Annotated in this window: 23 protein-coding genes; 14 read left to right on the top strand and 9 right to left on the bottom strand. The window is 65.0% G+C overall.

What is annotated here, in order from left to right; all coding sequences use genetic code 11:
• Positions 1-153: 153 nt before the first annotated feature.
• Positions 154-2,676: a TonB-dependent receptor gene (locus GEMMAAP_RS16360; protein WP_082821413.1), complete on the bottom strand. Its 2,523-nt coding sequence runs from the start codon at positions 2,674-2,676 to the stop codon at positions 154-156.
• A gap of 137 nt (positions 2,677-2,813) precedes the next feature.
• Positions 2,814-3,086: a hypothetical protein gene (locus GEMMAAP_RS16355; RefSeq protein WP_145979191.1), complete on the bottom strand. Its 273-nt coding sequence runs from the start codon at positions 3,084-3,086 to the stop codon at positions 2,814-2,816.
• 118 nt (positions 3,087-3,204) lie between these two features.
• On the opposite strand from GEMMAAP_RS16355, the gene GEMMAAP_RS16350 reads away from it, so the two are divergent.
• From GEMMAAP_RS16350 to GEMMAAP_RS16340, 3 genes are read left to right on the top strand one after another with little or no spacing between them, the layout of a single operon-like run.
• Complete coding sequence (locus GEMMAAP_RS16350; protein ID WP_043579369.1) at positions 3,205-3,513, top strand: VF530 family protein; 309 nt, start codon at positions 3,205-3,207, stop codon at positions 3,511-3,513.
• 35 nt (positions 3,514-3,548) lie between these two features.
• The gene (gene asd / locus GEMMAAP_RS16345; RefSeq protein WP_026848351.1) at positions 3,549-4,406 is read left to right on the top strand and encodes an archaetidylserine decarboxylase; all 858 of its coding nucleotides are present in this window, start codon (positions 3,549-3,551) and stop codon (positions 4,404-4,406) included.
• Complete coding sequence (locus GEMMAAP_RS16340; RefSeq protein ID WP_053333616.1) at positions 4,403-5,044, top strand: DNA-3-methyladenine glycosylase family protein; 642 nt, start codon at positions 4,403-4,405, stop codon at positions 5,042-5,044. The genes asd and GEMMAAP_RS16340 overlap by 4 nt, the downstream gene beginning before the upstream one ends.
• Positions 5,045-5,221: 177 nt before the next feature.
• Here the strand turns inward: GEMMAAP_RS16340 and GEMMAAP_RS16335 are convergent, their stop codons facing one another.
• Positions 5,222-5,764 (bottom strand): DUF2231 domain-containing protein, encoded by a 543-nt coding sequence (locus GEMMAAP_RS16335; protein WP_053333617.1) that lies wholly within the window; start codon positions 5,762-5,764, stop codon positions 5,222-5,224.
• Positions 5,765-5,829: 65 nt separating this feature from the next.
• Between GEMMAAP_RS16335 and GEMMAAP_RS16330 the strand changes: the two genes are divergently transcribed.
• Positions 5,830-6,393, top strand: coding sequence for a helix-turn-helix transcriptional regulator (locus GEMMAAP_RS16330; RefSeq protein ID WP_053333618.1), 564 nt, complete (start codon positions 5,830-5,832; stop codon positions 6,391-6,393).
• On the top strand, positions 6,390-6,809 hold the full coding sequence (locus GEMMAAP_RS16325; RefSeq protein WP_026848353.1) for a nucleotide triphosphate diphosphatase NUDT15: 420 nt from the start codon (positions 6,390-6,392) through the stop codon (positions 6,807-6,809). Before GEMMAAP_RS16330 ends, GEMMAAP_RS16325 begins: the two co-directional genes overlap by 4 nt.
• A gap of 9 nt (positions 6,810-6,818) precedes the next feature.
• Here GEMMAAP_RS16325 and GEMMAAP_RS16320 read toward each other — a convergent pair whose 3' ends face one another.
• From GEMMAAP_RS16320 to GEMMAAP_RS16300, 5 genes are all read right to left on the bottom strand, one after another.
• Positions 6,819-7,856 carry an alcohol dehydrogenase catalytic domain-containing protein gene (locus GEMMAAP_RS16320; RefSeq protein ID WP_026848354.1) on the bottom strand — a complete coding sequence of 346 codons (1,038 nt, stop codon included), beginning with the start codon at positions 7,854-7,856 and terminating at the stop codon, positions 6,819-6,821.
• A 135-nt stretch (positions 7,857-7,991) separates the two neighbouring features.
• Entirely contained in the window at positions 7,992-8,207 is a 216-nt protein-coding gene (infA, locus tag GEMMAAP_RS16315; RefSeq protein ID WP_026848355.1) for a translation initiation factor IF-1, read from the bottom strand.
• A 19-nt stretch (positions 8,208-8,226) separates the two neighbouring features.
• Entirely contained in the window at positions 8,227-8,664 is a 438-nt protein-coding gene (locus tag GEMMAAP_RS16310) for a hypothetical protein (RefSeq protein ID WP_158514901.1), read from the bottom strand.
• 205 nt (positions 8,665-8,869) lie between these two features.
• Positions 8,870-9,079: a cold shock domain-containing protein gene (locus GEMMAAP_RS16305; protein WP_026848357.1), complete on the bottom strand. Its 210-nt coding sequence runs from the start codon at positions 9,077-9,079 to the stop codon at positions 8,870-8,872.
• 350 nt (positions 9,080-9,429) lie between these two features.
• Positions 9,430-12,660, bottom strand: a complete 3,231-nt coding sequence (locus GEMMAAP_RS16300; protein ID WP_026848358.1) for a S41 family peptidase — start codon at positions 12,658-12,660, stop codon at positions 9,430-9,432.
• A 44-nt stretch (positions 12,661-12,704) separates the two neighbouring features.
• On the opposite strand from GEMMAAP_RS16300, the gene GEMMAAP_RS16295 reads away from it, so the two are divergent.
• The 6 genes from GEMMAAP_RS16295 to GEMMAAP_RS16270 all read left to right on the top strand — a co-directional run bounded on the left by GEMMAAP_RS16295 (position 12,705) and on the right by GEMMAAP_RS16270 (position 18,217).
• The gene (locus GEMMAAP_RS16295; protein WP_075071551.1) at positions 12,705-13,304 is read left to right on the top strand and encodes a DUF1697 domain-containing protein; all 600 of its coding nucleotides are present in this window, start codon (positions 12,705-12,707) and stop codon (positions 13,302-13,304) included.
• A complete protein-coding gene (locus GEMMAAP_RS16290) occupies positions 13,301-14,170 on the top strand; it encodes an HAD-IIA family hydrolase (RefSeq protein WP_026848360.1) in 870 nt (289 codons plus the stop codon). The genes GEMMAAP_RS16295 and GEMMAAP_RS16290 overlap by 4 nt, the downstream gene beginning before the upstream one ends.
• A complete protein-coding gene (locus GEMMAAP_RS16285; protein ID WP_043579372.1) occupies positions 14,164-15,363 on the top strand; it encodes a DUF3179 domain-containing (seleno)protein in 1,200 nt (399 codons plus the stop codon). The genes GEMMAAP_RS16290 and GEMMAAP_RS16285 overlap by 7 nt, the downstream gene beginning before the upstream one ends.
• The gene (locus tag GEMMAAP_RS16280; protein WP_026848362.1) at positions 15,363-15,881 is read left to right on the top strand and encodes a hypothetical protein; all 519 of its coding nucleotides are present in this window, start codon (positions 15,363-15,365) and stop codon (positions 15,879-15,881) included. Before GEMMAAP_RS16285 ends, GEMMAAP_RS16280 begins: the two co-directional genes overlap by 1 nt.
• 312 nt (positions 15,882-16,193) lie before the next feature.
• Positions 16,194-16,808: a hypothetical protein gene (locus GEMMAAP_RS16275; RefSeq protein WP_026848363.1), complete on the top strand. Its 615-nt coding sequence runs from the start codon at positions 16,194-16,196 to the stop codon at positions 16,806-16,808.
• Between the two features lie 29 nt (positions 16,809-16,837).
• Positions 16,838-18,217 (top strand): NAD(P)/FAD-dependent oxidoreductase, encoded by a 1,380-nt coding sequence (locus GEMMAAP_RS16270; protein WP_026848364.1) that lies wholly within the window; start codon positions 16,838-16,840, stop codon positions 18,215-18,217.
• A 35-nt stretch (positions 18,218-18,252) separates the two neighbouring features.
• On the opposite strand, the gene GEMMAAP_RS16265 is transcribed toward GEMMAAP_RS16270, so the two are convergent.
• Complete coding sequence (locus GEMMAAP_RS16265) at positions 18,253-19,581, bottom strand: pilus assembly protein TadG-related protein (protein WP_053333619.1); 1,329 nt, start codon at positions 19,579-19,581, stop codon at positions 18,253-18,255.
• 138 nt (positions 19,582-19,719) lie between these two features.
• Here GEMMAAP_RS16265 and GEMMAAP_RS16260 point away from each other — a divergent pair, with 138 nt between their 5' ends.
• From GEMMAAP_RS16260 to GEMMAAP_RS16250, 3 genes are all read left to right on the top strand, one after another.
• On the top strand, positions 19,720-20,112 hold the full coding sequence (locus GEMMAAP_RS16260; protein ID WP_053333620.1) for a ribosomal maturation YjgA family protein: 393 nt from the start codon (positions 19,720-19,722) through the stop codon (positions 20,110-20,112).
• Between the two features lie 121 nt (positions 20,113-20,233).
• A complete protein-coding gene (locus tag GEMMAAP_RS16255; protein WP_053333621.1) occupies positions 20,234-21,865 on the top strand; it encodes a prolipoprotein diacylglyceryl transferase in 1,632 nt (543 codons plus the stop codon).
• Positions 21,866-22,032: 167 nt separating this feature from the next.
• A complete protein-coding gene (locus tag GEMMAAP_RS16250; RefSeq protein ID WP_026848365.1) occupies positions 22,033-23,697 on the top strand; it encodes a helix-turn-helix transcriptional regulator in 1,665 nt (554 codons plus the stop codon).
• The last annotated feature ends 48 nt before the right edge of the window (positions 23,698-23,745 follow it).

Raw genomic sequence — 23,745 nt, 5'->3', positions numbered from 1 at the left:
AGGGTACAAAGGGACGGAGGTGACGGAGAACAGCCCACGTATCTGCTGTTCTCCGAGTCCTCCGTCCCTTTGTGGCCTCCGTGAGAGCTTTTCAATGAATGCCCGTCGTATTCACCCAACTATTCGACGAGCCGCAACCAAAATATGCCAGACTCAGAACCGCCGGCTCACCTGTACCGACACCAGGCGCGGCGCACCGGCAATGAACGTGGGAATGCCGAACGCCCCGCCGGTGTTGCCGGCGTCAATGATGTACGGCTCGCTGAACAGATTCCGCCCGATCAGCGTGATCTCCGTCCGCTGGTCCTTGAGCCGCCATCCCGCGCGGGCGTTGAACAGGAACGTGCCCACCTCGGCGATATTCGGCAGATTGGTGTCTTCAAAATAGATCTTGCCGCGGTACGTCATGTTGGGCGAAACGAAGCCCTGGCCAAGGCGGGTGAGCTTGCCGTCGAGCGTAAAACCCGCTGCGTAGCTGTGCATGGGCGTGAGGCGGAAGCGGTTGTTCGCCCGCGCTTGACGGTTGCCATTCACATCCGTGCTGTCGAATTGTGCGTCGGTGTACCCGTAGGTAATGAACGGCGCGAACGACGGATTCACCTGCATGCGGATACTCCCTTCCACGCCGTTGGCCTTGGCACTGCCGGCGTCGAGCGTTTCGTTCACCAATCCGGTGGCGGTGAGACGCGTGATGCTCGTCTGGAAGTTGCGGTAATCGTACTGATAGGCGCTGGCGTCGAACTGCACGCGCCCGCCCAGCAGTTGTCCCTTGAGCCCGGCCTCCGTGCTGTACACGCGCTCATCGCTCAGCGTGCGCACCGTGGCGGCCGTGACTTGCACCACGTTGGGGCGACGGCCCTTGGCGTAGCTCACGTAGCCCAGGAATCCGCGTCCAAAATCATAGCTGGCAATACCGCGGCCTACCGCCGACCGAAACGCGCCGGTGCCACTCTTCCGGCCATTCGTCGGCGCGAAGAGGTTGTTGCGTCCGGCTCCCAACAACACACCCAGCGATCCCGGCGTCGTACTGTTCTGTACCTCGTAGCCGTTGTCCACGTCTTCATACGTGCCGCGCAACCCCGCCGTCAGACTCAGGCGCTGCACCGTGTACGTGGCATCCGCAAATACTTCGGCCGCGCGCGTCTCGCCAAAGTTCTGGTACTGCTCCACGTGATCGGTCTTGAGCGGCTGGCGCGTGAGCGGATTGGTGGTCACGCTGAGGTTCGGCTGCCCATCCGCGCCAATGAGGGGAACGAACGGAACGCCCGACCCTCCCAGCAGCGGCGACAGCAGCGCGAAGAAGCTGCGCTCATCCGTCTGAAACGGCACTCGCTGCGAACCACGCTCCCAGAAACCGCTCACACCGGCAAAGCCACTCAGGCGCCCGCCGCGATCGTACGCCAAACGGAACTCCTGGCTGGCCTGGGTGCCTTCGGCCACTTCGCTAAACTGCAGCGCCGACGCCAGCGTGCCGTCAGCGTCAAAGGCCTCGTCGCTGTAGAATCGCCGTCCCGCCGTCACGCTGGTGAACTGCACCGAGGACGACAACTGCTGGTTCCACAGCACGGTCAGGCCACCCACCTGACGATTGATGCCCAGGGAATCGCCACCGCCAAGCGCGGCGCTGCGGAATGGCGTGCGGGTACCACCGACCGGCGCGTACAACACACTCTTGAACGAGGTCCCGGGCGAGTCGTCGTGCTGAAAGTTGGCAATGATGTCCACGGTGGCCGTGGCCGACGGCAACCAGCGCAACGAGGCGCGCATGGCGGCTGTCTGCTTGCCATTCAGCGTACCACCGGCCGTGTTATCAATGAATCCGTCGCGCTTGTTGTAGATCGCGGCTACGCGACCAAACAGCTTGCCATCGAGCAACGGGCGGTTCACCATGCCGTTGGCGTACACTTCGTTGTAATTGCCGCTGCCGACGGAGGCAAACCCTTCACGACGATTGACGGCCTTGTTTTGAATCACGTGCACCGCGCCAATCTGCGCCCCACGCCCAAAGAGCGTGCCCTGCGGGCCCTTCAGCACTTCCACGCGCTCCAGATCGAACAGCTCCACCACGGAGCCGCGTGACTTGCTGATGGAGACGCCGTCCTGAAATACGGACACACGGGGCTCCACATAGCTGGTGCCGTCGTCCGACGTAATGCCGCGAATCACAAACCCCGGATTATTGGGACTCTGCAGTTGCACATTGAGCCCCGGCACATACGCCGACAGTTGGTCGAACTGCTGAATGCTCTGCTTTTCAAGAAACTCCGTGGCGTACGCCGTGATCGACGCCGGTACTTCGAGAATCGACTCGGCCCGCTTGTTGGCCGTGACGGCAATGGACTGGAGCGTCGTGGTAGAGCGACGCAGCACGAAGTCGGCGCGCGCCGGTTGCCCCGCCGCGAGTGACACACGCACGCTATCGGGGAGCAGGCCAATCCCGCGGGCGACGACCCACACCGAACCGCTAGCCGTGGTCGTGAGACGATAGCGACCAGACGCATCCGTCTGGCCACGGCCGGGCTGCCCGGACAACGTGACGATGGCGCCTTCCACGGGGCGGTTGCCATCGGCGGCGGTAATCGCGCCGGCCACCGTGGCAGACGTTTGCGCGGCGGCCGGGACGGCCAGAAGAAAGGTGGGGGTCAAAACCCCCCACGCGAAACGGGACAAAGACATGGCACACTCGTGGCTGTGAAGAAAGAGAACAACTCTTCAATAAGTCCAGCGAGCGTCACGTCCTGCCGATGTCGTCGTCGCGATGGCGGTACATATCCGTAACAATCCGGCGCTGCACCGGCGCACCTGCCTACGCGTTAGCGCAAAAAGCGCCGTGCCACCTGCTCCAGTCGATCATCGCCGGCCTTTTCGGCGGCCTGCAGCATGACCTCCACGTACGGACGCAGGCTCGCTTCGCCCCAGTAGTACCCGGTGGCCCGCTCGGCTAATTCCGTCTCCCCCACCCGGGCCGCTTCCAGCAACGCCTGGGCGGCGACCCGGTCAAAATCGGGGTCGCTCTTGTCGGGCAACCCGTAGTCGCGGCGGGGCTTCTCCCCTTCCGCGTCGTCCCGCAGAAACGCCATCGACATGGGACCTCCGGAGTTGGTCGATCAGGGTGGCTAGAGGGGCGTCACGCGTGACGGCCCCAACGTCCCTGCAAGTTAACAAGGGCGGTTCCCGACCTGCACCCACGCTAGATTGTGCGCCATGACCGACGCGCCCACGCCCGCCCCCAAACCCGTTGACCCACTGCATGGCGTCACGCTCAAAGCCATGGTGGAACATCTGGCCGAACGCTACGGCTGGGATGGGTTGGGCGATCGCATCACCATTCGTTGCTTCACGCACGATCCCACGGTGAACTCGTCGCTCAAGTTCCTGCGCAAGACGCCGTGGGCGCGGGCCAAGGTGGAGTCGCTGTATCTGCATTCGGTGGCGCATCCCCGAAAGCAGACCGCGGCCAAGGCCGTGGTGGTTGAGGACACCCCCGAGACCTCTCCCGACGCCCCGGCGTGAGCCAGCCCACAGGCTGAGTCGGCTACATTTCCGATATGGTCGGCCAACTGCTCATTCTCCTGTTGTCGGTACTCCCCAAGCACGCCCTCAGCCGTGGGGCCGGGTGGCTGGCGGGGCGCACCATTCCTGTGGCCTGGCGGGGCGCCGTATATCGCGGCTACAGCCGTATCTTCGGGGCAAAGCCGGAAGAGGCGGAGCAGCCGCTGGAAGCCTATCCGAGCATCAACGCGTTCTTCACGCGCGCGCTCAAGCCGGGGCTTCGCCCGCTGGCACCCAACGCCATGGTCAGCCCGGTGGATGCAGCAGTGGGCGCCTACGGTGTGGTGCAGAACGACACGCTGGTGCAAGCCAAGGGGCGCACGTACACGCTCACATCGCTGCTCGGCGATCAGGCGTTGGCGCAGTCATTCGAGGGGGGCACGTACACCACGTTGTATCTGTCGCCCAAGGACTATCACCGCATCCATGTCCCGCTGGCGGGGCGCATTACCGAGGCCACGTACATCCCGGGCGAACTCTGGCCGGTGAACTCCGCCGCCGTGATGCACGTGCCCGACTTGTTTGCCGTGAACGAGCGCATTGTGGTGCTGATGGACGGCGCGCGCGGCGGGCGCATGGCCATTGTGCCGGTGGGTGCGACCATGGTGGGCATGACGCGACTGGTATTCGATGATCTGCACACCAACGCACGGCGTCGCGAGGTGCAGCGTCACGTGTACAACACACCCGTTGTTGTAGAAGCGGGCGGCCCGTTGGGGCACTTCGAGTTTGGCTCCACCGTGGTGCTGGTCTGTTCGCCCGATTGCGGCGTCATTGAGCCGCTTACGCTTGGAGTGCCGGTGCGCATGGGCCAACGTATTGGGGCGCTGCCCAGCGAGAGCCAACTCGCGTGACGATCCCCCGCCTTGATGCAGCCTCGCTGCACGAGGCGGTGCAGGCGCTCTGCGCGCAGGACCCCGCACTCGCACGCATCGTCGCCCAGCACGGCCCGCCGACACTCTGGGCGCGCGACGAGAGCTTCGTGACGCTCGTGCGCATCATTCTTGAACAGCAGGTCTCACTGGAATCGGCCGCGACGCTCTTTCGTCGGCTGGATGCCAGCGTGGACGGCGGACTGCAACCGGCCACTATTGCTGCCCTTGGCGCCGATGGACTGCGCGCACTTGGCGTAACGCGGCAGAAGGCGGCCTACCTGTTCGCGCTGGCCGAACAGGTCATTGAACGCCGACTGGATCTCAGCGCGCTGGCCGCGCTACCCGACGCAGAGGTCTTGGCGCAGCTGCAGCGCGTACCCGGCATTGGCCCATGGACCGCTCAGGTGTATCTGCTCTTTGCGCTGGGGCGCCCCGATGCCTGGCCCCCCGGCGATCTCGCGTTGCACCTCGCGCTACAACAGGCGCGCGAATTGCCCAAGGTGCCCACCAGCAACGAGGCGCTGCATCTTGCGTCGCTCTGGTCGCCGTACCGCGCCGTCGCTGCGCGCATTCTCTGGCACGGGTATCTCAGCCAGCGCGGCCGATCAGTGCCATGAACATGAACATGAACATGAACATGAACATGAACATGAACATGGACATGAACTGACAACTGAAAACTCGAACTGAGAACTGAAAACTCCAACGGACCACTGAGAACTCCTTGAGGGCTACGAGTTGTCAGTTTTCAGTCCAAGTTCTCAGTGCTCAGTTCGAGTTTTCAGTTGTCAGTCCTACTTCGGCGACGTGTACGCCGAGCCCGCATTATGCTGGTAGACAAGCGCGCCGCCGCTATGCCCCACATTCCAGCCGGCGGCCAGCACGGCCAGCGACCCCACCGCGCCCACCACCCGCATCGTGGCCCCCAGTTTGTTGCTCATGAGGCCACCGGCCGCGAGCACGAGCACCCCGCCGGTCACCACCAGAAACAGCTCTGCGGCCTCTTCGTGCGTTTCCAGCGCCGACTCGGGCACTACGCGCTCCACCTTCTCTTCCTGCTGCTCGCCGGTCTTGTCGGCCACCACACCGCTCGCCAGCAACAGCGCCAGCATGCCCACCGGGAACGCCCAGGCGTGGGCGGGTTTCATGTACCGCCGCCCCAGCAGCAAGGCGACCACCACGAAGACAGGTACCAGAACGGTCAGCGCGATCGGCATGTGCACGATGAGCGCATGAAGCGGCAGATTGTTCAGCATAAGTAGCTCCGGAAAGTGGGTGACCGGCACCGTGTCCCGTGCCTCACCTCCACTATCGGGCGCCACCGCCGCCCCAAACATCCGGCAAGCGACTGGACGCAGGTGGGAAAACATCCGACACTTGTCGTATACCCTCTGAACACACCATGAATTCGCCCGAAGTGACCGACGAAGACGACATTCTGACCGGAAAGTGGCCACCCCTGCTGGTGGGCTTCCTGTTGGTCGTGGTCGTGGGCGGCGTCACCGACATTGTGCTCGATCGCCCCACCTCCTGGTTCTCGGCTCACATTGCCGTCGAACTGGGCATGGTGCTCGTCAGCCTCACCTTCGCCATTCTCATTTTCTCACGCTGGCGCCAGTCCACCGCAGCCCTGAAAGACGCCCGCGTGTCATTGGCAGCTACGTCGCAGGCGCTGCAGGAGCGGCAGGCCGAGCGCGACGCGTGGCGCGCCAGTGCGGAGCAGGCGCTGACTGGCTTCGGGGCCGCCATCGATCAGCAGTTCGGCAGCTGGCAGCTCACCCGCGCCGAGCGCGAGGTGGCGCTGTTGCTGCTCAAAGGGCTTGGTCATAAGCAGGTGGCCGCTCAGCTGGGGCGGTCGGAGCGCACGGTGCGTCAGCAGGCGGTCGATGTGTACCGCAAAGCCGGGCTGCAGGGGCGCTCCGAGCTGGCGGCGTTCTTCCTCCAGGACGTGGTGCTCCCTTCGTGACCGCGCCCCGGTACCCGCGCATTGGCGTGGCCGTCATCGTGCAGCGTGGCACCCAGGTGCTGCTGGGCAAGCGCCGCAGCGACTCCCACGGCGACGGCGTGTGGCAGTTTCCCGGCGGGCATCTGGAGTGGGGCGAATCGGTCGACGACTGCGCCCGCCGCGAAGCGCTCGAAGAAACCGGACTGCACGTCACGGTGCGTGGCTACGGCCCGTGGACCAACGATGTGTTTGCTGCCGAAGACAAGCATTACGTAACGCTGTTCGTCCTTACGCGCAGCACCGACGGTGAACCTGAGGTGCGTGAGCCACACAAGTGCGAACAGTGGGCCTGGCACACGTGGGATGCGCTACCCGAGCCCCTCTTTCTGCCCATCCGCCATCTGTTCGAGGGCGGATGGTCGCCGCCGCATCTGTAGCGCTTTCCGCTACGGTACGACCACGGTTCGCACTGGCGCGGCGTAGCGATCGAGGGCATCCAATACGCCGTTGATGGCCGCCGCCTCCAGCGGCACCGTGTTGGTCACCACATCGCGCAGGTCCAGCTGGCCGCGCTCGGCGAATGTCATGAGCTCGTGCAACTCGCTCAGCAGGTGATCGTTGGAGCCAATGAGTTCCGCCTCGCGCCCAATGATATCCCGGTACGTATCCACCGGCACCGGGATGGCGTTGAGACCCACCACCACCGCGCGCCCCTGTGGTGCCAGCGACAACAAGGCGCTCTGGACGCAGCTCTCGCTGCCGACCAGTTCGAGTGCCACGTCAACACCGCGGCCGTTGTTGGCGACGTGCACTGCCTTCGCAAGCTCGGCGGGTGTGCGGTCCACCGCCAACACGGCCACCGCACCAAAGCGTACGGCGAGTGCGAGCTTGGCCGGGTCACGGTCCACGGCAATCACGCGCGACGCGCCGAGCAGTGAGGCCAGCTGTACGGCCGACATGCCGAGCCCACCAACCCCAATCACCAGCACGGTATCGCCGGACTGTATGCGCCCTTTGCGCAGCGCGTGTAGCGATGTGGCGGAGGAGCACATCATGACGGCGCCATGCGCGAACGACACATTGTGAGGCAGCGGTACAGCATTACGGGCAGGGACCACGATGTACTCCGCCCACCCCCCGTCGGTGAAGTGCCCCAGCATCTTGCCCGTGGCGCAGAACATCTCGCGACCGCCCAGGCAGTAGGTGCACGCCCCGCAGGTAACGAGGTAATGCAGGCTCACCGCTTCGCCCACCGTGTGGGTCATGACGTTGGCGCCGACTTCCACCACTTCGCCGGCCACCTCGTGGCCCAGGGTGAGTGGCAGTGGTTCTACCGGCGAGCGTCCTGCGCGGTAGTGCACGTCGGAGTGGCAGATACCGGCGGCGCGCACGCGCACCAGCACCTCATCGTCTCCGCAGCGGGGCAACGGGATGTCGGCATCAACCACGGGCTGACCCGGTACGGCAAGTCGAACAGCGCGCATGTGACGTAGGCTAGAGGTCGAGGCCAGGCGTACTCATACAGTGCGCGGCCAGGGTACGGCCATTGGGACAATGAAAAAGGAGCGCTCGGGCGGAAAACTCACGCACCCGGCGCTCCATCATCAATTGCTGGTCGCTTACTTGTGCCGGAACGTGATGCGCCCGCGGTTGAGATCGTACGGCGACACTTCTACCGTCACCTTGTCACCAGCCAGGATACGGATGCGGAACTTGCGCATCTTGCCGGCCACGGTGGCCAGGATCTCGTGACCGTTTTCAAGATTGACGCGGAACATGGTGCTGGGAAGGACGTCGGTGACGGTGCCTTCAAATTCGATCATGTCTTGCTTCATGCGCCCTCCTTTGGGCGGGTCAGGACAGCGGTGCCGTTGGCAGGTCGTCGCGCTGGGCAACCTCGAATGCTGCCTGCAGCTGCTCGACACACCGTTCAGCGAGTTCCGGGGAAGTATATCCCGTGGAATCAATGCCATTGGGATGCCAGTGCCACGTGGTTTCGCTGGCGGCCGAGACCACCATGGACTCTTCCCACACGGAAACGGGCGGCGGCGGCACATGGCGGGCCGAACGCTCAGGCACATGATCGCCACGGGCGGCGATGGTGCCCTTCCAGATGATGCAGAGAAGCTGGCCACCCGGCGGGATATCGTTGCCGGTGCGGATATGCGCCACAGTGAGGGCGACAGGGCCGAGCTGCACGATGCAGCGATCGGGGGAGAGCCGGGTCGTTGGCGGCTCGCAGGCATTGAGGGTCGCCTGGCGCTTGGTGAGCGCAACCACGGCGTCGGTCAAGCGGGTAAACTCACGCGCCGCTACAGACTGGGCGCGGTGCGACGTCAGGAAGTTCGTACGGTCGGGGCCGAAGCGCGAATCCGGCGGGGTAACTGGAGTTGCTTGGTCGATCACTTGACCTCCGAACTGGGGAAACAGCATCGGGTGGGAACGGACATGCCGCTCCCACCCGCGAGACAGTGCTACGCTGCTGTGCCGGTGAGGCTTAGCGCGCGCGCGTGACGTTTTCGGCGGCGGGGCCCTTCTGGCCCTGCACGATATCGAATTCGACAGTCTCGCCTTCGGTCAGCGACTTGAAACCCTGACCCTGGATGGCCGAGTGGTGAACGAAGCAGTCCTTCTGGCCGTTCGAGGGCGTGATGAAACCAAAGCCCTTCGCGTCGTTGAACCACTTAACGGTGCCGGTCGTGCGCATTGCTGTGTACTCCTAAAAGCTGGATCGGTGCTGGATCTGTCGGAGCACAAGGTCCCGAAGGACCCGCATGCAAAACGATACCGACTTCCACGTGCTCGTGATCGCCCTCACGACGGTCGCCATAACTTTATGGCTACGGTGCAAACACAAACGGGCCCGCTCGCTTTGGCAGGCCCGTGTAGGTCGGAACAAGTCCACGCAGTTGTATCAGATACAGTGCGCGCATCGCTGAAAAGAATAGTACCCCCCCACGGCACGCGCGGCAATGGCGCCAACGGAAATTCCGCCAGTTCGTTCCGAAAGGTTGGCGAAAAGGCGGAATTTCCTAAAAGAAGAATGCGGTTCGCCGTCTACCGCGCCGAACCCAGCTGCTGAAGCAGTACGCGCACCGCGGTATCGAGCTGGGAGTCCACCCCCCGGTACGCCTCCCCCACCGGGCGGGTCACCGGCACGTCCACCGGGCGGGGCACGAGCTCCATGTTTTTCCCCTCGTGGTCATCCACACGAATGAACGGCAGCCGCAGTGAGGTCCCGTCCACCAGGGTGACGTTCGACGTGTAGATGATCCACCCCGCGGTGGGCTCCCCCACGACTTTACCCAGCCCCAGGGTGCGATACCCCTGGGTAAAGTCTTCGCCGTCGGACAGCGTGTGCTGGTTGGTCACCAGCACCGTGGGCTTCTCGAGCGAGCGCTGCCCCAGTTGCGTGCGGGCCGGCACCGACACCGACCCCCGGGTGGTCATGGTCATGTACGGCTTGCGGGCAAAGACATCGAGCGCGTACGCGTTCACGAAGCCGCCGTTGTTGTTGCGCATGTCGATCACCACCCCCTCGCGCCCGAAGTTCTCCGCGTCGAGATCGAGGTACAGCTTGTTGAGCGACTCCTCGCCCATGTCGAACATGTGCACGTAGCCCAGCCTGCCGTTCGACACGCGGGCCACGTACGCCCGCCGCTCCTCCACCCACTGCAGATAGAGCAACTGCTTGAGGGCATTCCCGGCCACCGGACGCACCACAACGGTCCGCGTGCCCGACGGCCCGCTCACCTGCAACTCCACTTTGCGCTCCACTGCATTGGTGAGCAGGGAGTCGAGATTGTCCCCCCGGGCCACCGCGTGACCGTTCACCGCCAGCAACCGGTCGTTCACCGCAACGCCGGCAATGGCGGCCGGGCTGAGACGCACCACCTCCTGCACCCGGAGCGTCCCATCGCGCTCGTACGCCTCACGATCAAATCGCAGCCCCAGTTTGCCCACCGGCGCTGACGGCATACCACTCGGACCACTGGCGCCGCTGTGTGAGGCGTTGAGTTCCCCCACCATCAGCGACAGCAGCCGGCGGAATTCATCCGGGGTCTTCGCCGCTTGAATCACGGGCGCAAAGCGCGAACGCACGGCGTTCCAATCGGTGCCATGCATGGCGGGATCGTAGAACTGATCGCGCTGCGTGGCCCATGCCTGCTCGAACGCCACCATCTTGTCTTGCTGAAAGTCCGCGTCGAGCGACGCCGTAACCGCCACCGGACGCGACGGCCCGCCGGCCACGGGCACTATGGCAATGCGACCGCCGTCGGTATACCACACCTCACGGGAGTCGGCGGAGACGCCAATGACGCTCTTGCCGCCGGCCGACGTGGTAATCTGGCGAGGCACGGCGGGTTCCCGTGCCAGTTCATCCAGCGACCACGTGTAGAGATTGGGTTGCCCGCCGCCAGCACTGGTCAGCACGAGCGTGCGTCCATCGGGGGTAAGCGTGGCACTCCCAATCTCAATGCCCGGCGACAGCACTTCCGCGCGCTCGCGGATCCCCTCAAACACGATGCGGGTGGGGGCACCACTTGCCGGCCGCGCACTGGCACTGTCAGGGCGCGCGGCGGCTCGGGTGGTGTCACGACGCACTGGCTCGCGGGCACTGTCGCGCACGGGCGTGGTGAACAGATCGCGGAAACGGTCTTCGCGGAAGCGAGGGCTTCGCGGCACCAGATTGACCCGAATCAGACGCGCGCTTTCGGTGCGCTGCGACGTGAGGAAGAGCAGGGAGCTGCCATCGGGGCTCCACTCCAACCCACCACTATTGGAACTGCCCAGAAAGCTCACCGGCCGCGCCTCACCGCCGGCCACCGGCACCACGTAGGCGTTGGTAAACCCGCGGCTCCCCCGCGACAAATAGGCCACCCACTGTCCATCGGGGCTCCACGCCATGGTCTTGCCGCCGTCAAAGGGCGCCCGCCCAAACAACCCGGTGGCCAGGCGGCGATCATCGCTGCCGTCGGCGTTCATCACGTGCAACGCCGTGCCGTCGCGCAAATAGGCAATACGCTTGCCGTCGCGTGACGGTGTGGGCTGTGTGGCATCGCCGCTGGTGGTCAGCGCGCGCGTGCTGTTGGCCACCACATCGTGCAGCATGATCCGCCCACCGTCGGCGCTCCATGCCACGTACACCACACTGCGGTCACCGGTGCGATCACCGCGCAACCAGCGGGGCTGCTTCTCCAGCGCGGCAGACTGGGTGAGCCGGATGGCGTCGCCGCCCTCGCGCGCATCGGTGGCCCACAGTTCGCCGCGGCCAATGAGCGCGAGCTTCTTGCCGTCGCTGGAGACATCGGCCGTGAACCCCTGCGCGATCGTCTGCCGCTCCACCCCACGCGTGGCGCTTACCCCGCGCAGCGTGATGGGCACCGGCTGCGCCTTGCCACTGCGTACATCGAAGTGCCACACGCCAAAGTCGCGCTCAAACACAATGGCCGCACCATTGGCCGCCATCTGCGGCCAGAGCACCCGGCCGTTTTTGAAATCGGTGAGGCGCACACCCGCGCCGCCCGCGATCGGGCGTGACCAGAGGTTCTCCGGTCCCGTGCGGTCGCTCATGTAGAACACCGTGCGACCATCAGGCGACCACATGGGCCACAGGTCCTTGCTCCCTCCGTCGTCGGACAACCGCGTGTACGTCGGTGCGGCGCCTGGCGTCACCAGCCACAGCTCCGCTTCATCCAAATGCGAACGCCCGTGCCGCCACCACTGACTGCTGGCCGTCCCCCGCGCCGACAGCGCCACCGTGGCACCATCCGGACTGGGAGCGGCAAAGAACTCGCTCGCGTAACGGTCACCGGCAACAGCCATGGGCGTGCCGCCGGCAACGGAGACGCGATACACGTCCTGCATGCCAGAGATGTCGCCGGCGCTGCTATGGAAATACAGCCACTGCCCGTCGCGCGACCAGCCGGAGACCGACTCCGCCGCATCGTCGAAGGTGAGGCGACGGAGCGTGCCACGTTGAAGATCGAGCAGGTAGACATCGCCGTTGCCGGTGCGGGTGCTCACGAACGCCAGCATCGTGCCGGACGGCGAATACAGTGGTCTGGACTCGTTGGCAGGGTGCGCCACCAGCAACCGGGCATCGCCGCCGGTTGCCGGTACCGTCCAGATGTCGCCGCCGCTCACCAACGCAATCTCTCGCGCGTCGGGCGACAGGCTGGGCTCGGCCAGCGCCGGTGTGGCAACAGGTGGCTGAGCGCCCGCCAAAGGCGTGGCGAGGCACGGCGCCGCAAGGGCCGTGGCGAGCAGGGCAGGGAAGAGTCGCATAGGCCAAACCTTGCCCGGCCACGGCCCCGCGTCTAGCTCTGAGCATGCCCCCGCGCACCACTCGTCCCCCCGCCTCACCCGTTTCCTCCCGCGAATACCGGGTGGCGCTGCTCCGTGGCGTCAATGTGAACGGCAAGAACATCGCCATGGCCGACCTGCAGGCCATTGCGGCGTCCATCGGCCTCGCCTCCCCCTCCACGCTGCTCAACAGCGGCAATCTCGTGTACCGCAGCCACGGCGGCGCGCCGCAGGAGGAGGCCAGGCAACTGCACGAGGCCATTGCTGAGCGTGTGGGCATCCGGAGTACGGTGTTCGTGCGCACGTACGACGAACTCGTGACCATGCTGCGCGACTGTCCATTGCAGGAGCAAGCCCAGCTCAACCCGTCACGCTTGTTGGTGACCGTATGGGACGAGCACGTGACGCCCGCGATGTTGGCGGCGTTCACCACCGCTCCCGCCACGGTGGAGCAGTTTGTCCTGGGACCCCACGCCTTGTACACCTGGCACCCGGACGGCATCTCGGCGAGCACCGTGTACGACAAGGCGGCACGCGGCGCGGGCATGCATATCACCGCGCGAAACTGGAACACCATGCAGAAGCTGGTCGCACGAATGGACACCGCTGCCACAGGCACCGCATGACGCACGCGCACGCGTCGCACTCGATTCCGCCCGAGCGCATCGACTTCCGGGCACTGGTGCATCGCTACGACGCCATCCTGTTTGATGCGTATGGCGTGCTGGTGAATGCATCGGGCGCCCTGCCCGGAGCGGCTGAGGCGGTGCAGCATCTCATTGATCGTGGGCAGCCGTTTCTGGTGGTCACCAACGATGCGTCGCGCTCGCCGCATCGGGCCTCGGCGCGCTTCACACGATTGGGCATTCCGGTGCAACCGGAACATGTGCTCAGCTCCGGGATGCTCATTGCGCCAGCGCTCGACGAACAGGGGATGCGCGGACGGCGCGTGGTGGTGCTGGGCACCGGCGATTCGGCCAACTATGCCCGGCAGATTGGTGCCACCGTAGTGGACCCCGACGTGGCCGACCCGGCGGATGCGGTGGTGATCGCCGACGAAGGCGGCTTTGATACGCTGGGTACCCTGGACGCCACGCTGAGCATGATTCTCGCCGCGCACGCCCGCGGCCAGCGAACGGTGCTGCTGCTGGCCAACCCCGATCTCGTGTATCCGTCGGGGGCCGGCACCTTTGGGCTCACAGCTGGCTCGCTGGCGGGGATGCTGGAACGCGCCCTGCAATTGCTGCTGGGTGATGAGGCCCCCACGTTTGAAGTCTTGGGCAAACCGGCGTCCCGCCACTTTGCAACGGCGTTGTCCATGGTAGGTACCCGTCATGCGGTGATGCTGGGAGACACCTTGCACACCGACATTGCCGGTGCGGCCGCGGTGGGTCTTGCCAGCGCCATCGTACTTACCGGCGTAACCACGGCAGCGCAGGCGCTGGCCGCAGGGGCACACGCGCCAACCTATCTCTTGAACGACTTATGTTGACCGATCGTGACTCCCGCCGGTGGTTGTTGTACAGTGGCGCCGCGCTTCTCATGCTGTTCGAATTTGCCAACGTGTATTTCATCATGCCGTTGCCGGGCAGTCAACGCACCCGCAGTCTGGAGTTGGCGTACACCTTGTACTCCCTGCGTTGGGCTGTGCGCGCCGTAGCCGGCGTGCTGATGCTGGCAGGAGTAACCGCTGCCCTGCGGGTCGGCGGGCGACAGCGCATTCTGGTGGGCGTGACGGCGCTGGTGGTGAGCGGCGTGACGTACATGTTCAACTTCCGCATGGCGGCTGACGCGATGTTCCTGCCACCCACGGTCATGCGCATGGAGCCAGCAGCTCGCAATACGGTGGCTACGGACCGTCTGGTAGTGGGTTTCGAACACAATGGCCAGGCGCGCGCGTATCCGCTGCAGTTCATTGGTTACCATCATCAGGTGCGGGATACCGTTGGCGGTCAGGACGTGCTGGTGAGTTACTGCACCGTGTGCCGCACCGGTCGAGTGTTTCGCCCCATCGTGAACGGGCAGGTGGAGCAGTTCCGTCTGGTGGGCATGGATCACTTCAACGCCATGCTCGAAGACGTGCGCACCGGCAGTTGGTGGCGTCAGGCCAACGGAGAGGCGGTGGCCGGTCCGCTCACCGGTACGGCAATGCCCGAACTCCCCAGTCGCCAGGTGTCGCTGCGCCAATGGCTGCAGCTGTATCCCCATTCGTTGATCATGCAGGCCGATAGTACCTTCACCAGTGAATACGCCAAGGACTACGCCTACGAACGAGGAACCAGTCGCAAGGCACTCACCGGTACCGACACCGCGTCGTGGCGAGAGAAATCGTGGGTGGTGGGGATTACGCTCAACGGCGTCAGTCGCGCCTACGATTGGAACCATCTGGAGCGCGTGCGGGTGATCAACGATATCGTGGGAGACACACCCGTGGTGCTGGCACTGGCCAGCGACAGTGTGAGCTTCTTCGCGTTCGCGCGTCCTACTGCCGCCACCGAGTTCACGCTTGATGGCGACTCGCTGGTGGTGATGCGTGCTGGTCCTTCCACACGCTATGCCTTCAATGGCAAAGGGCCGGCGGGCGCGCTGGTCCCCATCAATGCGAGCCAGGAGTTCTGGCACAGCTGGCGCACATTCCAGCCCACTACCGATCAGTTCCCGCGCGTTGTGGCAGGCGTACGGTGATGCGCTGGCGGTACATCGCACTCCTGCTGCTGGTGTCCGTCTCCGCCTGTGGGCCGGGACGGGACTACCCCTCCGAACGGGCCGTGCTCAAGGCCACGCTCCTGGAGCTGTTTTCCCGGCGCGAACAGGCGCAGGTCATCACGGTGTGGCACGACCCGCGCCAGCAGTCCCCAACGCTGTCAGCGTTTGGCGGGCCCTGGGATCATCACGATACGCTGGCGCTGCAAGTGGTAGACACCACCGCCTTCGGTTTGCCGTTTCTGGTGGAACGCATCACGCTGGGCGAAATGGAGCGTTTTTTTCGTGACCATCCCAAGGGGTGGGACGCGTGGTTCGCCGATCATCCAGGCAACGCCGGCGTGGTCGAGGTAGTCAAGCCGCGCATGTTCCAGGACTCGGCCATCGTGTATGTGGGTCGAGCGTGCGGAGAGCTCTGTCGTTCAGCGTGGCGTGTGACCGTGGCCCGACGCAGTGGTACCTGGGCGGTGTCGCGCGTGGATGTGCTGAAGGTGCCGTAGGACGTCGCAATTGGGCAGGCTGGGGAATGACAACTGCCGGCAATGACAACGGCCGGGAATGGCAACGGCAGGGAATGGCAACTGCATGACTTACAGCATGACAACAGCATGAAACAGCGGGGGCGTTCAGGAATTTCGGAGCCCCGCGGTCACACCGCTTTTTGTCATGCAGTTGTCATGCAGTAACTCATGCTGTTGTCGCGCCCGCAGGGCGCCCTGCTGTTGTGGTCCCGCCAGCCGTTGCTCCCTGCCTTTCCGTCATCGTAATCCCAGCCAGTACCCCCAACCCGTATTCGCGGTAGTTTGCACCCCATGACCGACCTCGCAAAACTCCCGCTCTGGCGCTCGTCCAATCTGTCGGCATGGCGCGAAGCGCTTGATGGCTATGATCAGGCCATTGCGGCATTGGCCAACCGGAAGCTGCCGGAGCACGATCAGTGGTACCGGCATGAGTTGCCAGCCGTGATGGCTGCGCGGTCGCCCGGCTACGTGACGCACGACGAGATGGTGCGGATTACCGAGTGGAAGATGCTGCGCGGTGTCTGGCGCGCGCCCAATCTGGTGCTGGTGAAGAACAATCCGCCGGGCGCGGTCGAAGACGCCACGCGCACGGCGTCGGCGTTGCTGGACACTCCACCCAAGGCATTGGCCGCCGTGGTCACGCTGGGAGGTGTGGGTCCGGCCACGGCGTCGGCGGTGCTCGCGGTCATGATGCCAGAGCGTTTCCCGTTCTTCGACGAAATTGTCACCGGACAGGTGGCACCGCATGTCGATGGCATGGGGCAGATTGCCTGGACTGCCGTGTACTATCGCAAGTACGCGCTGGCACTCATTCAGCGTGCGGTGGCACTGGGAGAAGGGTGGCACGCCACCATGGTGGAACGTGCGCTGTGGGCGCATGGCGTAAACGCCGGCGCCCGCGTATGAGCGGGGCGGCGCCCTCCGTGCCAACGGTCATGCGTACCGACGCCGTGATTTGTGGAGCGGGCATTGCCGGCATTGCCGTGGCGCACGCGCTAAGTGTCACACACGGGCTGCGCGTGCTCGTGGTTGATGATCTGGCCCCGCTGACGCTGACCAGCGACAAGAGCACGGAGGCGTATCGCAACTGGTGGCCCGGCCCTGATGATGCCATGGTACAGCTCATCAACCGCAGTATCGATTTGCTTGAGCGGTGGGCTGACGCCAGCGACAACCGGTTTCTGCTCAACCGGCGGGGCTATCTCTACACCACGACCCGGGCTGAGCGCGCCGCGGAGTTTGAAGCAGATGCCGCGCTCGCCAGTGCGCAGGGCGCGGGCGACGTGCGGATCTATCGCTCACGCCAGGACGCGGCAGCCTATGTGCCGTCGTCGCATAGCGGCTGGCGCGATCATCCGGCGGGGGCAGATCTCTTCCTCGATCGCGAGGCCATTCGCACCCACTTCCCGTGGCTGTCGCCGGAGATCTGTGCGGTGCTGCACGCACGACGATGCGGGTGGTTCAGCGGACAGCAGCTGGGCATGATGCTGCTGGAGCAGGCGCGTGACGCCGGCGTGGAGTTGCTGAGTGGTCGCGTGACAGCGGTTGACTATCCGGAAGGCCGTGTGGCTGGTGTGCAGGTGCAGGGGGCCGACGGGCAGACACATGCCATTGCGACGCCGGTGTTCGTGAACGCCGCCGGGCCATACGCCAAGTCGGTGGGCGAACTGCTCGGGGTGACGCTGCCGCTGTTCAGCGAAGCCCACTACAAGATTGCCATTGAAGACCCGCAGGGCGCCGTGGATCGCAACACGGGGCTGGTCATTCTCGACGATGCGCAGTCGCTGGAGTGGAGTGCGGAGGAACAGGCTGAACTGGCGGCCGACGACAGCACACGCTGGTTGACCGAACCACTGCCGGCGGGGATTCACCTGCGACCGGAAGGGTATGGCCGCTCCACCACGGTGCTGATGTTGTGGGACTATCACAGCGCGCATCGTTTTGATACGCCCGAGTTTCCGCTTCCCGACGATCCCTTCTATCCCGAAGTGGTGTTGCGCGGCATGACCAAGCTGGTGCCCGCGCTGGCCGGGTATCTGGAACGGCTACCCCACGCGTACGTGGATGGTGGGTATTACACCAAGACCGCGGAGAACCGCCCGCTCATTGGCCCCATGGGCGTGCCGGGCGCGTATGTGTGTGCCGCGTTCTCCGGCTTCGGGCTCATGGCCGCACCGGCTGCTGCAGAGTTGCTGGCACAGCAGATTGCCGGCGCAGCGGTGCCGCCATTGGCCTCGTCGTTTCTGCTGGCGCGCTACGACGACCCGGCCTACCAGGCCAAGCTGGCGCAGTGGGGCAGTACCGGGCAGTTGTAGACGGTCCCTCCACCGCGGCGCCGCGCGACCGGCGGTTACTGCACCAGAATGAGCCGTTGGCCAACGCTGATCGTGTTGCCCAGCACGGTGCCGTTGCCGAGCTCCATGGGCCCGGAAACCGGGTACCCGACAATCGTGCCGCGCCGGTAGCCGGTGGGGGTCTGGCCAATGGTCTGCAGCCACGGACAGTTTTCGGGTGAAGGGCCGAGGGGGTTCCCTGGCGGATCATCAGTGAACGCGCACATGAGCCGGAACTTCGTGAGCATGGCGATCTGCGTGCGATTGGGCTGTGCGGCAGGCATCGTGAGCGGCACGATGATCGTGGGCCCCGCCACGAAGCCTGTCAGGCTGGGGTCATAGCAGGTGGCGTCCCGCGCGGTTGGCCCCTTCTTGCAGGGGCCACTTTCCATGGCCGTTTGGCGGACAATGGCATCGGCGCGCTGTGCCACCTGATTCCCCTGCCCCGGCTGCTGGAACACCGTGCTGACCGGAAACTCCGCCACGTTATTGCCGCAGCCGGTGCCCGTGATCAAGGCCTCATAGGAGTTGGGAGACGCATTGGCGTCGCCGGTAATTGCCTGGTAGCTGTCGGTCGGCGCCGTCACCGTGGGCCCCCCGCCTCCATTGCCGCCATTGCCGTTGTTGCCATTGTTTCCGTTGTTGCCGTTGTTGCCGTTGTTGCCGTTCCCATTCGAGTTGCCACCACCACCGGTGCCCGCATTCACATTCGGGCTCAACACCACAGTGAGTTGTGCCGGCCCGGTGGTCGTGTTGAGCAACGTCCGCAGCGTGTTCACACCGGCCTGCGTGGTGAGATCTATGCCATGGCGCGCTTCCAGCAACGACCGGGAAATGCCCCACGGCTTGATGCAATCAACCCCGGTGACATTGGCCACCCACGCAATGGCACGACGCGTGGGAGCGACGTTGGTTCGCGACAACACGCCACCAAAAAGCAAACGTCCCGTGCTGTTGGCCGACACCCGGACAGCGTTGGTGGTGCTGTTGGTCCAGGACTGGGGTGTAAAGACCCGGGTGCCGGGATTCCAGACGCCGCTCTCGACATGGCTGGTGGTCAGCGACAGCGGCATCCCCATGACCTGATTGTTGCCGCCAAATGTCGCCGTGGTGCTCCGCCCATCGGCTGCTGGATCGCGCTGCAATTGCATGGCGCCGTTCAGCGCCGTGGCGTCGGCCCCGGTCTGCAGCTCGTTCACTCCCACGTACAGGCGACTGACGTCGATCGCGAAGGCCGCCAGCCCGACAATAACCACGGAAAAGAGGGCGACGAGAACCAGGGTGGCCCCCCGCCGGTTCCGGCGCGCCAGACCACGGCGTCGCGGGGCGCGAAAAAACGTATTCATGCCAAACTCCAGAATGGTGAAGCAATCCTAATGAGGCTGGCGTAATGTATGACAATTGCTTCATGCTGCAACCTCGCCGGGCCGCCGGACCCCTATACTCCATGGAATGTGGCGTTCCTCAGGCGATCTCTCGCCCCAATGACCCGCCGGGCTGGCTATGTCGTCGCGGCCCTCGCCACCGTGGTGGTCGGCCTGCTGGTCCACCGCGGCGTGCTGCCACTGCCTCCGCTCTGGCGCGATGTCGTAGGTGACGTGCTCTGGGCCACCATGATCATGTGGCTGCTCAGCGTGGTGGCCCCTCGCGCGGCCCGTACACACCGCGCAGGCTCGGCCGTCGCGATCTGTTGGCTGGTGGAGTTCTCACAGCGGTGGCGATGGGATTGGCTGCTGGCGGTGCGCTCGCACCCGCTGGGCCATCTGGTCCTGGGGAGCGACTTCGATGCGCGTGACCTGCTCGCCTACGCCGCCGGGATCGCGGCGGCCTTCACGATTGACTGGCTGATATTCTTGCGACGTCGAGTACCCGAGTAGCACATCCTGATGTGCTGATGCGATTACGTCGCACGACGTATGGTCGTGATCGCGTGCGTTTCGCACTGTAGAGAGGCGTGGCGCCGACTGGGCGCCGCGCCCCCTTCAGCCGAGGCACACCATGTCCCTTCTCAATGCGGTCTTCGCTGGCCCGTACAATGTGGCGCTGGTTGCAGCCGTGGTTACGGGTGTCGTGCTGGCGCTTCGGGCTGGCGACCGTGAGCACTTCGCTACGGATTCCTGGCGCCTGCTCATCATTGCCGCCGCAATAGCGAGCCTCATCGGTTCCAAGTACATCTTTCTCGACCTGTCCACACCGGAGCCAGGCAAGAAGAGCAACCTCGGCGGCATCGTCGCCGGCGTGCTCATGGTCGTGGTGTTGGCACGTGCCTACGGATTTGGCGTGACGCGCACGCTGGACACACTGACGGTGCCAACACTCGCCGGGATGGCCGTTGGACGGGTGGGCTGCTTTCTCGCCGGATGCTGCAAAGGCGTTGCCACCTCGCTCCCGTGGGGTGTGCACTATGACGGCGAAGAGCACGCGGTGCACCCCGTCCAGCTTTACGAAATGCTGGGCGATGTGCTGCTCATGACGTGGCTCGTGCGTCGTGGTTCAGCCGCTCGCGATGGCAGCACGTTCCGACTGGGAGTACTGGGCTACGCCAGCCTGCGCATAGCCACAGAGTTTTGGCGTGATGGACGCAGCACCGTGGCCGGACTCAATCCGGTCCAATGGTCTCTAGGCGCCATCGCAATCGCCGTGGTGCTCTGGCACCGATACGCCAGCGGCATTCGGTTCACCCTATGGCGCGTTCGTTTGACCGGCACTGAATGGACTGCGCTGGGCATTGGGACTGCGGTCGTGGCGGCGATAGGACTGGCCCCAACGCAATTCACCCTGCTGGAGCGCGCCATCCTGCTGGCTCTTGTTGTGGTGCTGGGCACCTCACTGCTGCTACAGCAACGGCATCGCTCCCGCTTGTGGTGGCCGGGTGCCACGCTGCCGTCGCTCGGCGCGTTTCTACTGATGCAACCCAGTGACAGCATAAAGCAGCGCGAGCGGCGGACCGAGATCCTCGCCGGTGGTGCCATCTGGGGCGTACCCATGTCGGTCGTGGTAGGCAGTCAGCCCAACGAATCCCCGGACATGTGTGCTCCGGCCACGCGCTACACGCGTGCCGAGCGAAGCACCGTCGCCGGGTGGGGAAGTCTTGGCTTCCGTCGCACGACACCGAGCAACAATCGTGTGGAGGTGCAGGGGGTGGTGCTCACTGGCCGTGACCGGCTGGACTACCTGGGTTCGGGCGTCGTCACAACGCCCCCGGAAGAAAAGATCTCGATGACGGGAGGTGGTCTCATGGGGTTGGTGGCCTCCCCCGAGGCGGAGCTGGAACTCAGTGTGTTGAGCGGGAATTTCTCACGGAACGGCGAGCGTCGTTCGGGGGTGATTCCCACCGGCACGCTACGCTACGGCACTCGTGGCGGCCTGTTCGCCGAGGCCCACGCCACCGATGGTCGCTGGTACGGAACGACCGGAGACTTCTCGTATTTCGGTCTCGGCTACACCCCCGGAGTGTACGCCACCCGCGTGATGCTTGGCGCTGGCAACGGCGTAGTAGCCTCGCTCCGTGTTCCCCGGGAACGGGTGGACATTGATGTCGCCGTGCGCGTGACCAACAGGATCTCCGGTCAGACAATCGGAGGGACGTCGCTCCGGGCGGGAGTGGCGTATCGCTTCCCCATTCGCTGAACCAGCGCGCGGCAAACGTCGCCATCCGTCTTGATCAAACATCATCCATCACACGGAGCGTGGAGGCGATTCCGTTGAGCGGTTGGCCTCTGGATCTCCACGCGGCGCTTGTCGCGAGGCGGGCCCGGGCCGACATTCCAGCATGAGCCCGCAAACGAACGTGATCGATGGATGAGATCGGAGCCGCTGCGCTTCGCGAGGCCCAGGAGGCTATCCAGCGCGGCGAGTGGGCGCGTGCACAAACCGCCGCGCAGCGGTCGCTGGCGCAGGGCGAAACCGCCGAGGCACTGGAACTGCTCGGATTGGCGTGCTGGTGGCTCAGTGACATCGATACCCTCTTCGCGTCGCGCGAGCGCGCCTTTCGGTTGTATGTCGATGCGGGCGCTCTGCAGCGCGCGGCGCGTGTGGCGGTGTGGCTCGACTGGGACTACCGGGCATTTCGCGGAGAGCCGGCCGTCGCCTCTGGTTGGCTGCGGCGTGCCCGGCGGCTTCTCGAATCCCATCCTGATTGTGCCGAGTTCGGATGGTTGCAAATGCGTGAGGCCGATGCGTTGCTGGCGCGTGACGCTCTGGCCGCCGCTGCGGGCGCCAGCGCGGCCGCCGCGTTGGGCCGACGGCACGGGGATGTCGATCTCGAATACACAGCGCTGTCGCTCGAGGGGTTGGCCCTCGTCGCCGCGGGACGTGTTGCGTTGGGGATGCAGCTGCTCGATGAGGCAACCGCAGCGGTGGTCTCCGGTGATTTCGACGATCGCAGTCAGGCCGGGGTGACCTGTTGTCATCTCATTTCAGCGTGTGAGCTCGTGCGCGATTTCGAACGCGCGGAGCAGTGGTGCCATCGTGTGCGAGAGTACTGTCGGGCGTGGGACCATCCACCGCTGTTTGCGGTGTGCCGTACGCAGTATGCGGGAGTGCTTATTGCCAGTGGCCGTTGGCACGATGCGGAGCAGGAGGTGTCGTCGGCGATTACCGAACTCGAGACGATGCGCCCCGGATGGATTGGGTTGGGCATTCTGCAGCTCGCCGAGCTGCGGCGTCGGCAGGGGAGGCTGGATGAGGCGACGATGCTCTTCGAGCGCGTGGCGGCCTCTCCCACCGCCTGGTTGGGGCTTGGGGCTATCGCGCTGGAGCGAGGGCAGAACGCCGAGGCGGAGCGCCATGGGCGCCGCTTCCTGCGTCGGGTAAGCCGTGGCGACCATACGGCGCGCGCTGCGGCGTTGGAGCTGGTGACGTTGGCGGTGGCCACTGGTACCTCTCCCAGAGTTGCAGAGCAGGAATTGCAGGAACTGGAGACCTTGGCCGCCGAGGTCGGTGCTCCGGCGCTGCTGGGGAGCGCCGGCCTGGCCCGCGGTGTGGCCTTGATGCTCACGGGATCGCCAACCGCGGCCGTCGCCGTGCTGGAGCAGGCCATTGCCGCCTTCGAACAAGCCGGAGTGGGCTATGACGCCCTGCGAACGCAACTGGCGCTGGCTGTTGCGCTTGACTCTTGTGGCCAGGACGAAGCCGCCAGGGCAGAGCGTGACGCGGTCATCCAGATAGGCGCTGTTCTGGGAGCCGCGTCGCTGGTGGAGCAGGCGCGGGAGCGTCGTGAGCGGTTGCCGCCACCGTCCAAGCCACTCACCACCGCCTTCGGGGTGACGATCACGGCGCGTGAACGCGACGTGCTTGCGCTTCTGGTAACAGGGATGACCAACCGGCAGATCGCGGAGCGTCTCGCCGTCAGTCAGCATACGGTGCACCGTCATGTCGCCAATGCCTTCAGCAAACTTGGTGTCTCGTCGCGTGCGGCAGCCGTGGCGGCGACGCTGCAATTGGGGATCCCTGTGCCATAGCCTCGCGGCCCGGACGGGCCATGCGAATTGTGCTGACGACATGGCCCG

This window comes from Gemmatimonas phototrophica (genome assembly GCF_000695095.2).
GTDB classification, from domain to species: domain Bacteria; phylum Gemmatimonadota; class Gemmatimonadetes; order Gemmatimonadales; family Gemmatimonadaceae; genus Gemmatimonas; species Gemmatimonas phototrophica.
This window is presented reverse-complemented; position numbering and strand designations above follow the sequence as displayed.

What these genes read in the sequence shown, in the direction of transcription:
- GEMMAAP_RS16360 (WP_082821413.1), bottom strand. Translation starts at nt 2,676, where the DNA reads ATGTCTTTGTCCCGTTTCGCGTGGGGGGTTTTGACCCCCACCTTTCTT.
- GEMMAAP_RS16355 (WP_145979191.1), bottom strand. Translation starts at nt 3,086, where the DNA reads ATGTCGATGGCGTTTCTGCGGGACGACGCGGAAGGGGAGAAGCCCCGC.
- GEMMAAP_RS16350 (WP_043579369.1), top strand. Translation starts at nt 3,205, where the DNA reads ATGACCGACGCGCCCACGCCCGCCCCCAAACCCGTTGACCCACTGCAT.
- asd (WP_026848351.1), top strand. Translation starts at nt 3,549, where the DNA reads ATGGTCGGCCAACTGCTCATTCTCCTGTTGTCGGTACTCCCCAAGCAC.
- GEMMAAP_RS16335 (WP_053333617.1), bottom strand. Translation starts at nt 5,764, where the DNA reads ATGTTTGGGGCGGCGGTGGCGCCCGATAGTGGAGGTGAGGCACGGGAC.
- GEMMAAP_RS16330 (WP_053333618.1), top strand. Translation starts at nt 5,830, where the DNA reads ATGAATTCGCCCGAAGTGACCGACGAAGACGACATTCTGACCGGAAAG.
- GEMMAAP_RS16320 (WP_026848354.1), bottom strand. Translation starts at nt 7,856, where the DNA reads ATGCGCGCTGTTCGACTTGCCGTACCGGGTCAGCCCGTGGTTGATGCC.
- infA (WP_026848355.1), bottom strand. Translation starts at nt 8,207, where the DNA reads ATGAAGCAAGACATGATCGAATTTGAAGGCACCGTCACCGACGTCCTT.
- GEMMAAP_RS16305 (WP_026848357.1), bottom strand. Translation starts at nt 9,079, where the DNA reads ATGCGCACGACCGGCACCGTTAAGTGGTTCAACGACGCGAAGGGCTTT.
- GEMMAAP_RS16300 (WP_026848358.1), bottom strand. Translation starts at nt 12,660, where the DNA reads ATGCGACTCTTCCCTGCCCTGCTCGCCACGGCCCTTGCGGCGCCGTGC.
- GEMMAAP_RS16295 (WP_075071551.1), top strand. Translation starts at nt 12,705, where the DNA reads ATGCCCCCGCGCACCACTCGTCCCCCCGCCTCACCCGTTTCCTCCCGC.
- GEMMAAP_RS16290 (WP_026848360.1), top strand. Translation starts at nt 13,301, where the DNA reads ATGACGCACGCGCACGCGTCGCACTCGATTCCGCCCGAGCGCATCGAC.
- GEMMAAP_RS16285 (WP_043579372.1), top strand. Translation starts at nt 14,164, where the DNA reads ATGTTGACCGATCGTGACTCCCGCCGGTGGTTGTTGTACAGTGGCGCC.
- GEMMAAP_RS16280 (WP_026848362.1), top strand. Translation starts at nt 15,363, where the DNA reads ATGCGCTGGCGGTACATCGCACTCCTGCTGCTGGTGTCCGTCTCCGCC.
- GEMMAAP_RS16275 (WP_026848363.1), top strand. Translation starts at nt 16,194, where the DNA reads ATGACCGACCTCGCAAAACTCCCGCTCTGGCGCTCGTCCAATCTGTCG.
- GEMMAAP_RS16270 (WP_026848364.1), top strand. Translation starts at nt 16,838, where the DNA reads ATGCGTACCGACGCCGTGATTTGTGGAGCGGGCATTGCCGGCATTGCC.
- GEMMAAP_RS16265 (WP_053333619.1), bottom strand. Translation starts at nt 19,581, where the DNA reads ATGAATACGTTTTTTCGCGCCCCGCGACGCCGTGGTCTGGCGCGCCGG.
- GEMMAAP_RS16260 (WP_053333620.1), top strand. Translation starts at nt 19,720, where the DNA reads ATGACCCGCCGGGCTGGCTATGTCGTCGCGGCCCTCGCCACCGTGGTG.
- GEMMAAP_RS16255 (WP_053333621.1), top strand. Translation starts at nt 20,234, where the DNA reads ATGTCCCTTCTCAATGCGGTCTTCGCTGGCCCGTACAATGTGGCGCTG.
- GEMMAAP_RS16250 (WP_026848365.1), top strand. Translation starts at nt 22,033, where the DNA reads ATGGATGAGATCGGAGCCGCTGCGCTTCGCGAGGCCCAGGAGGCTATC.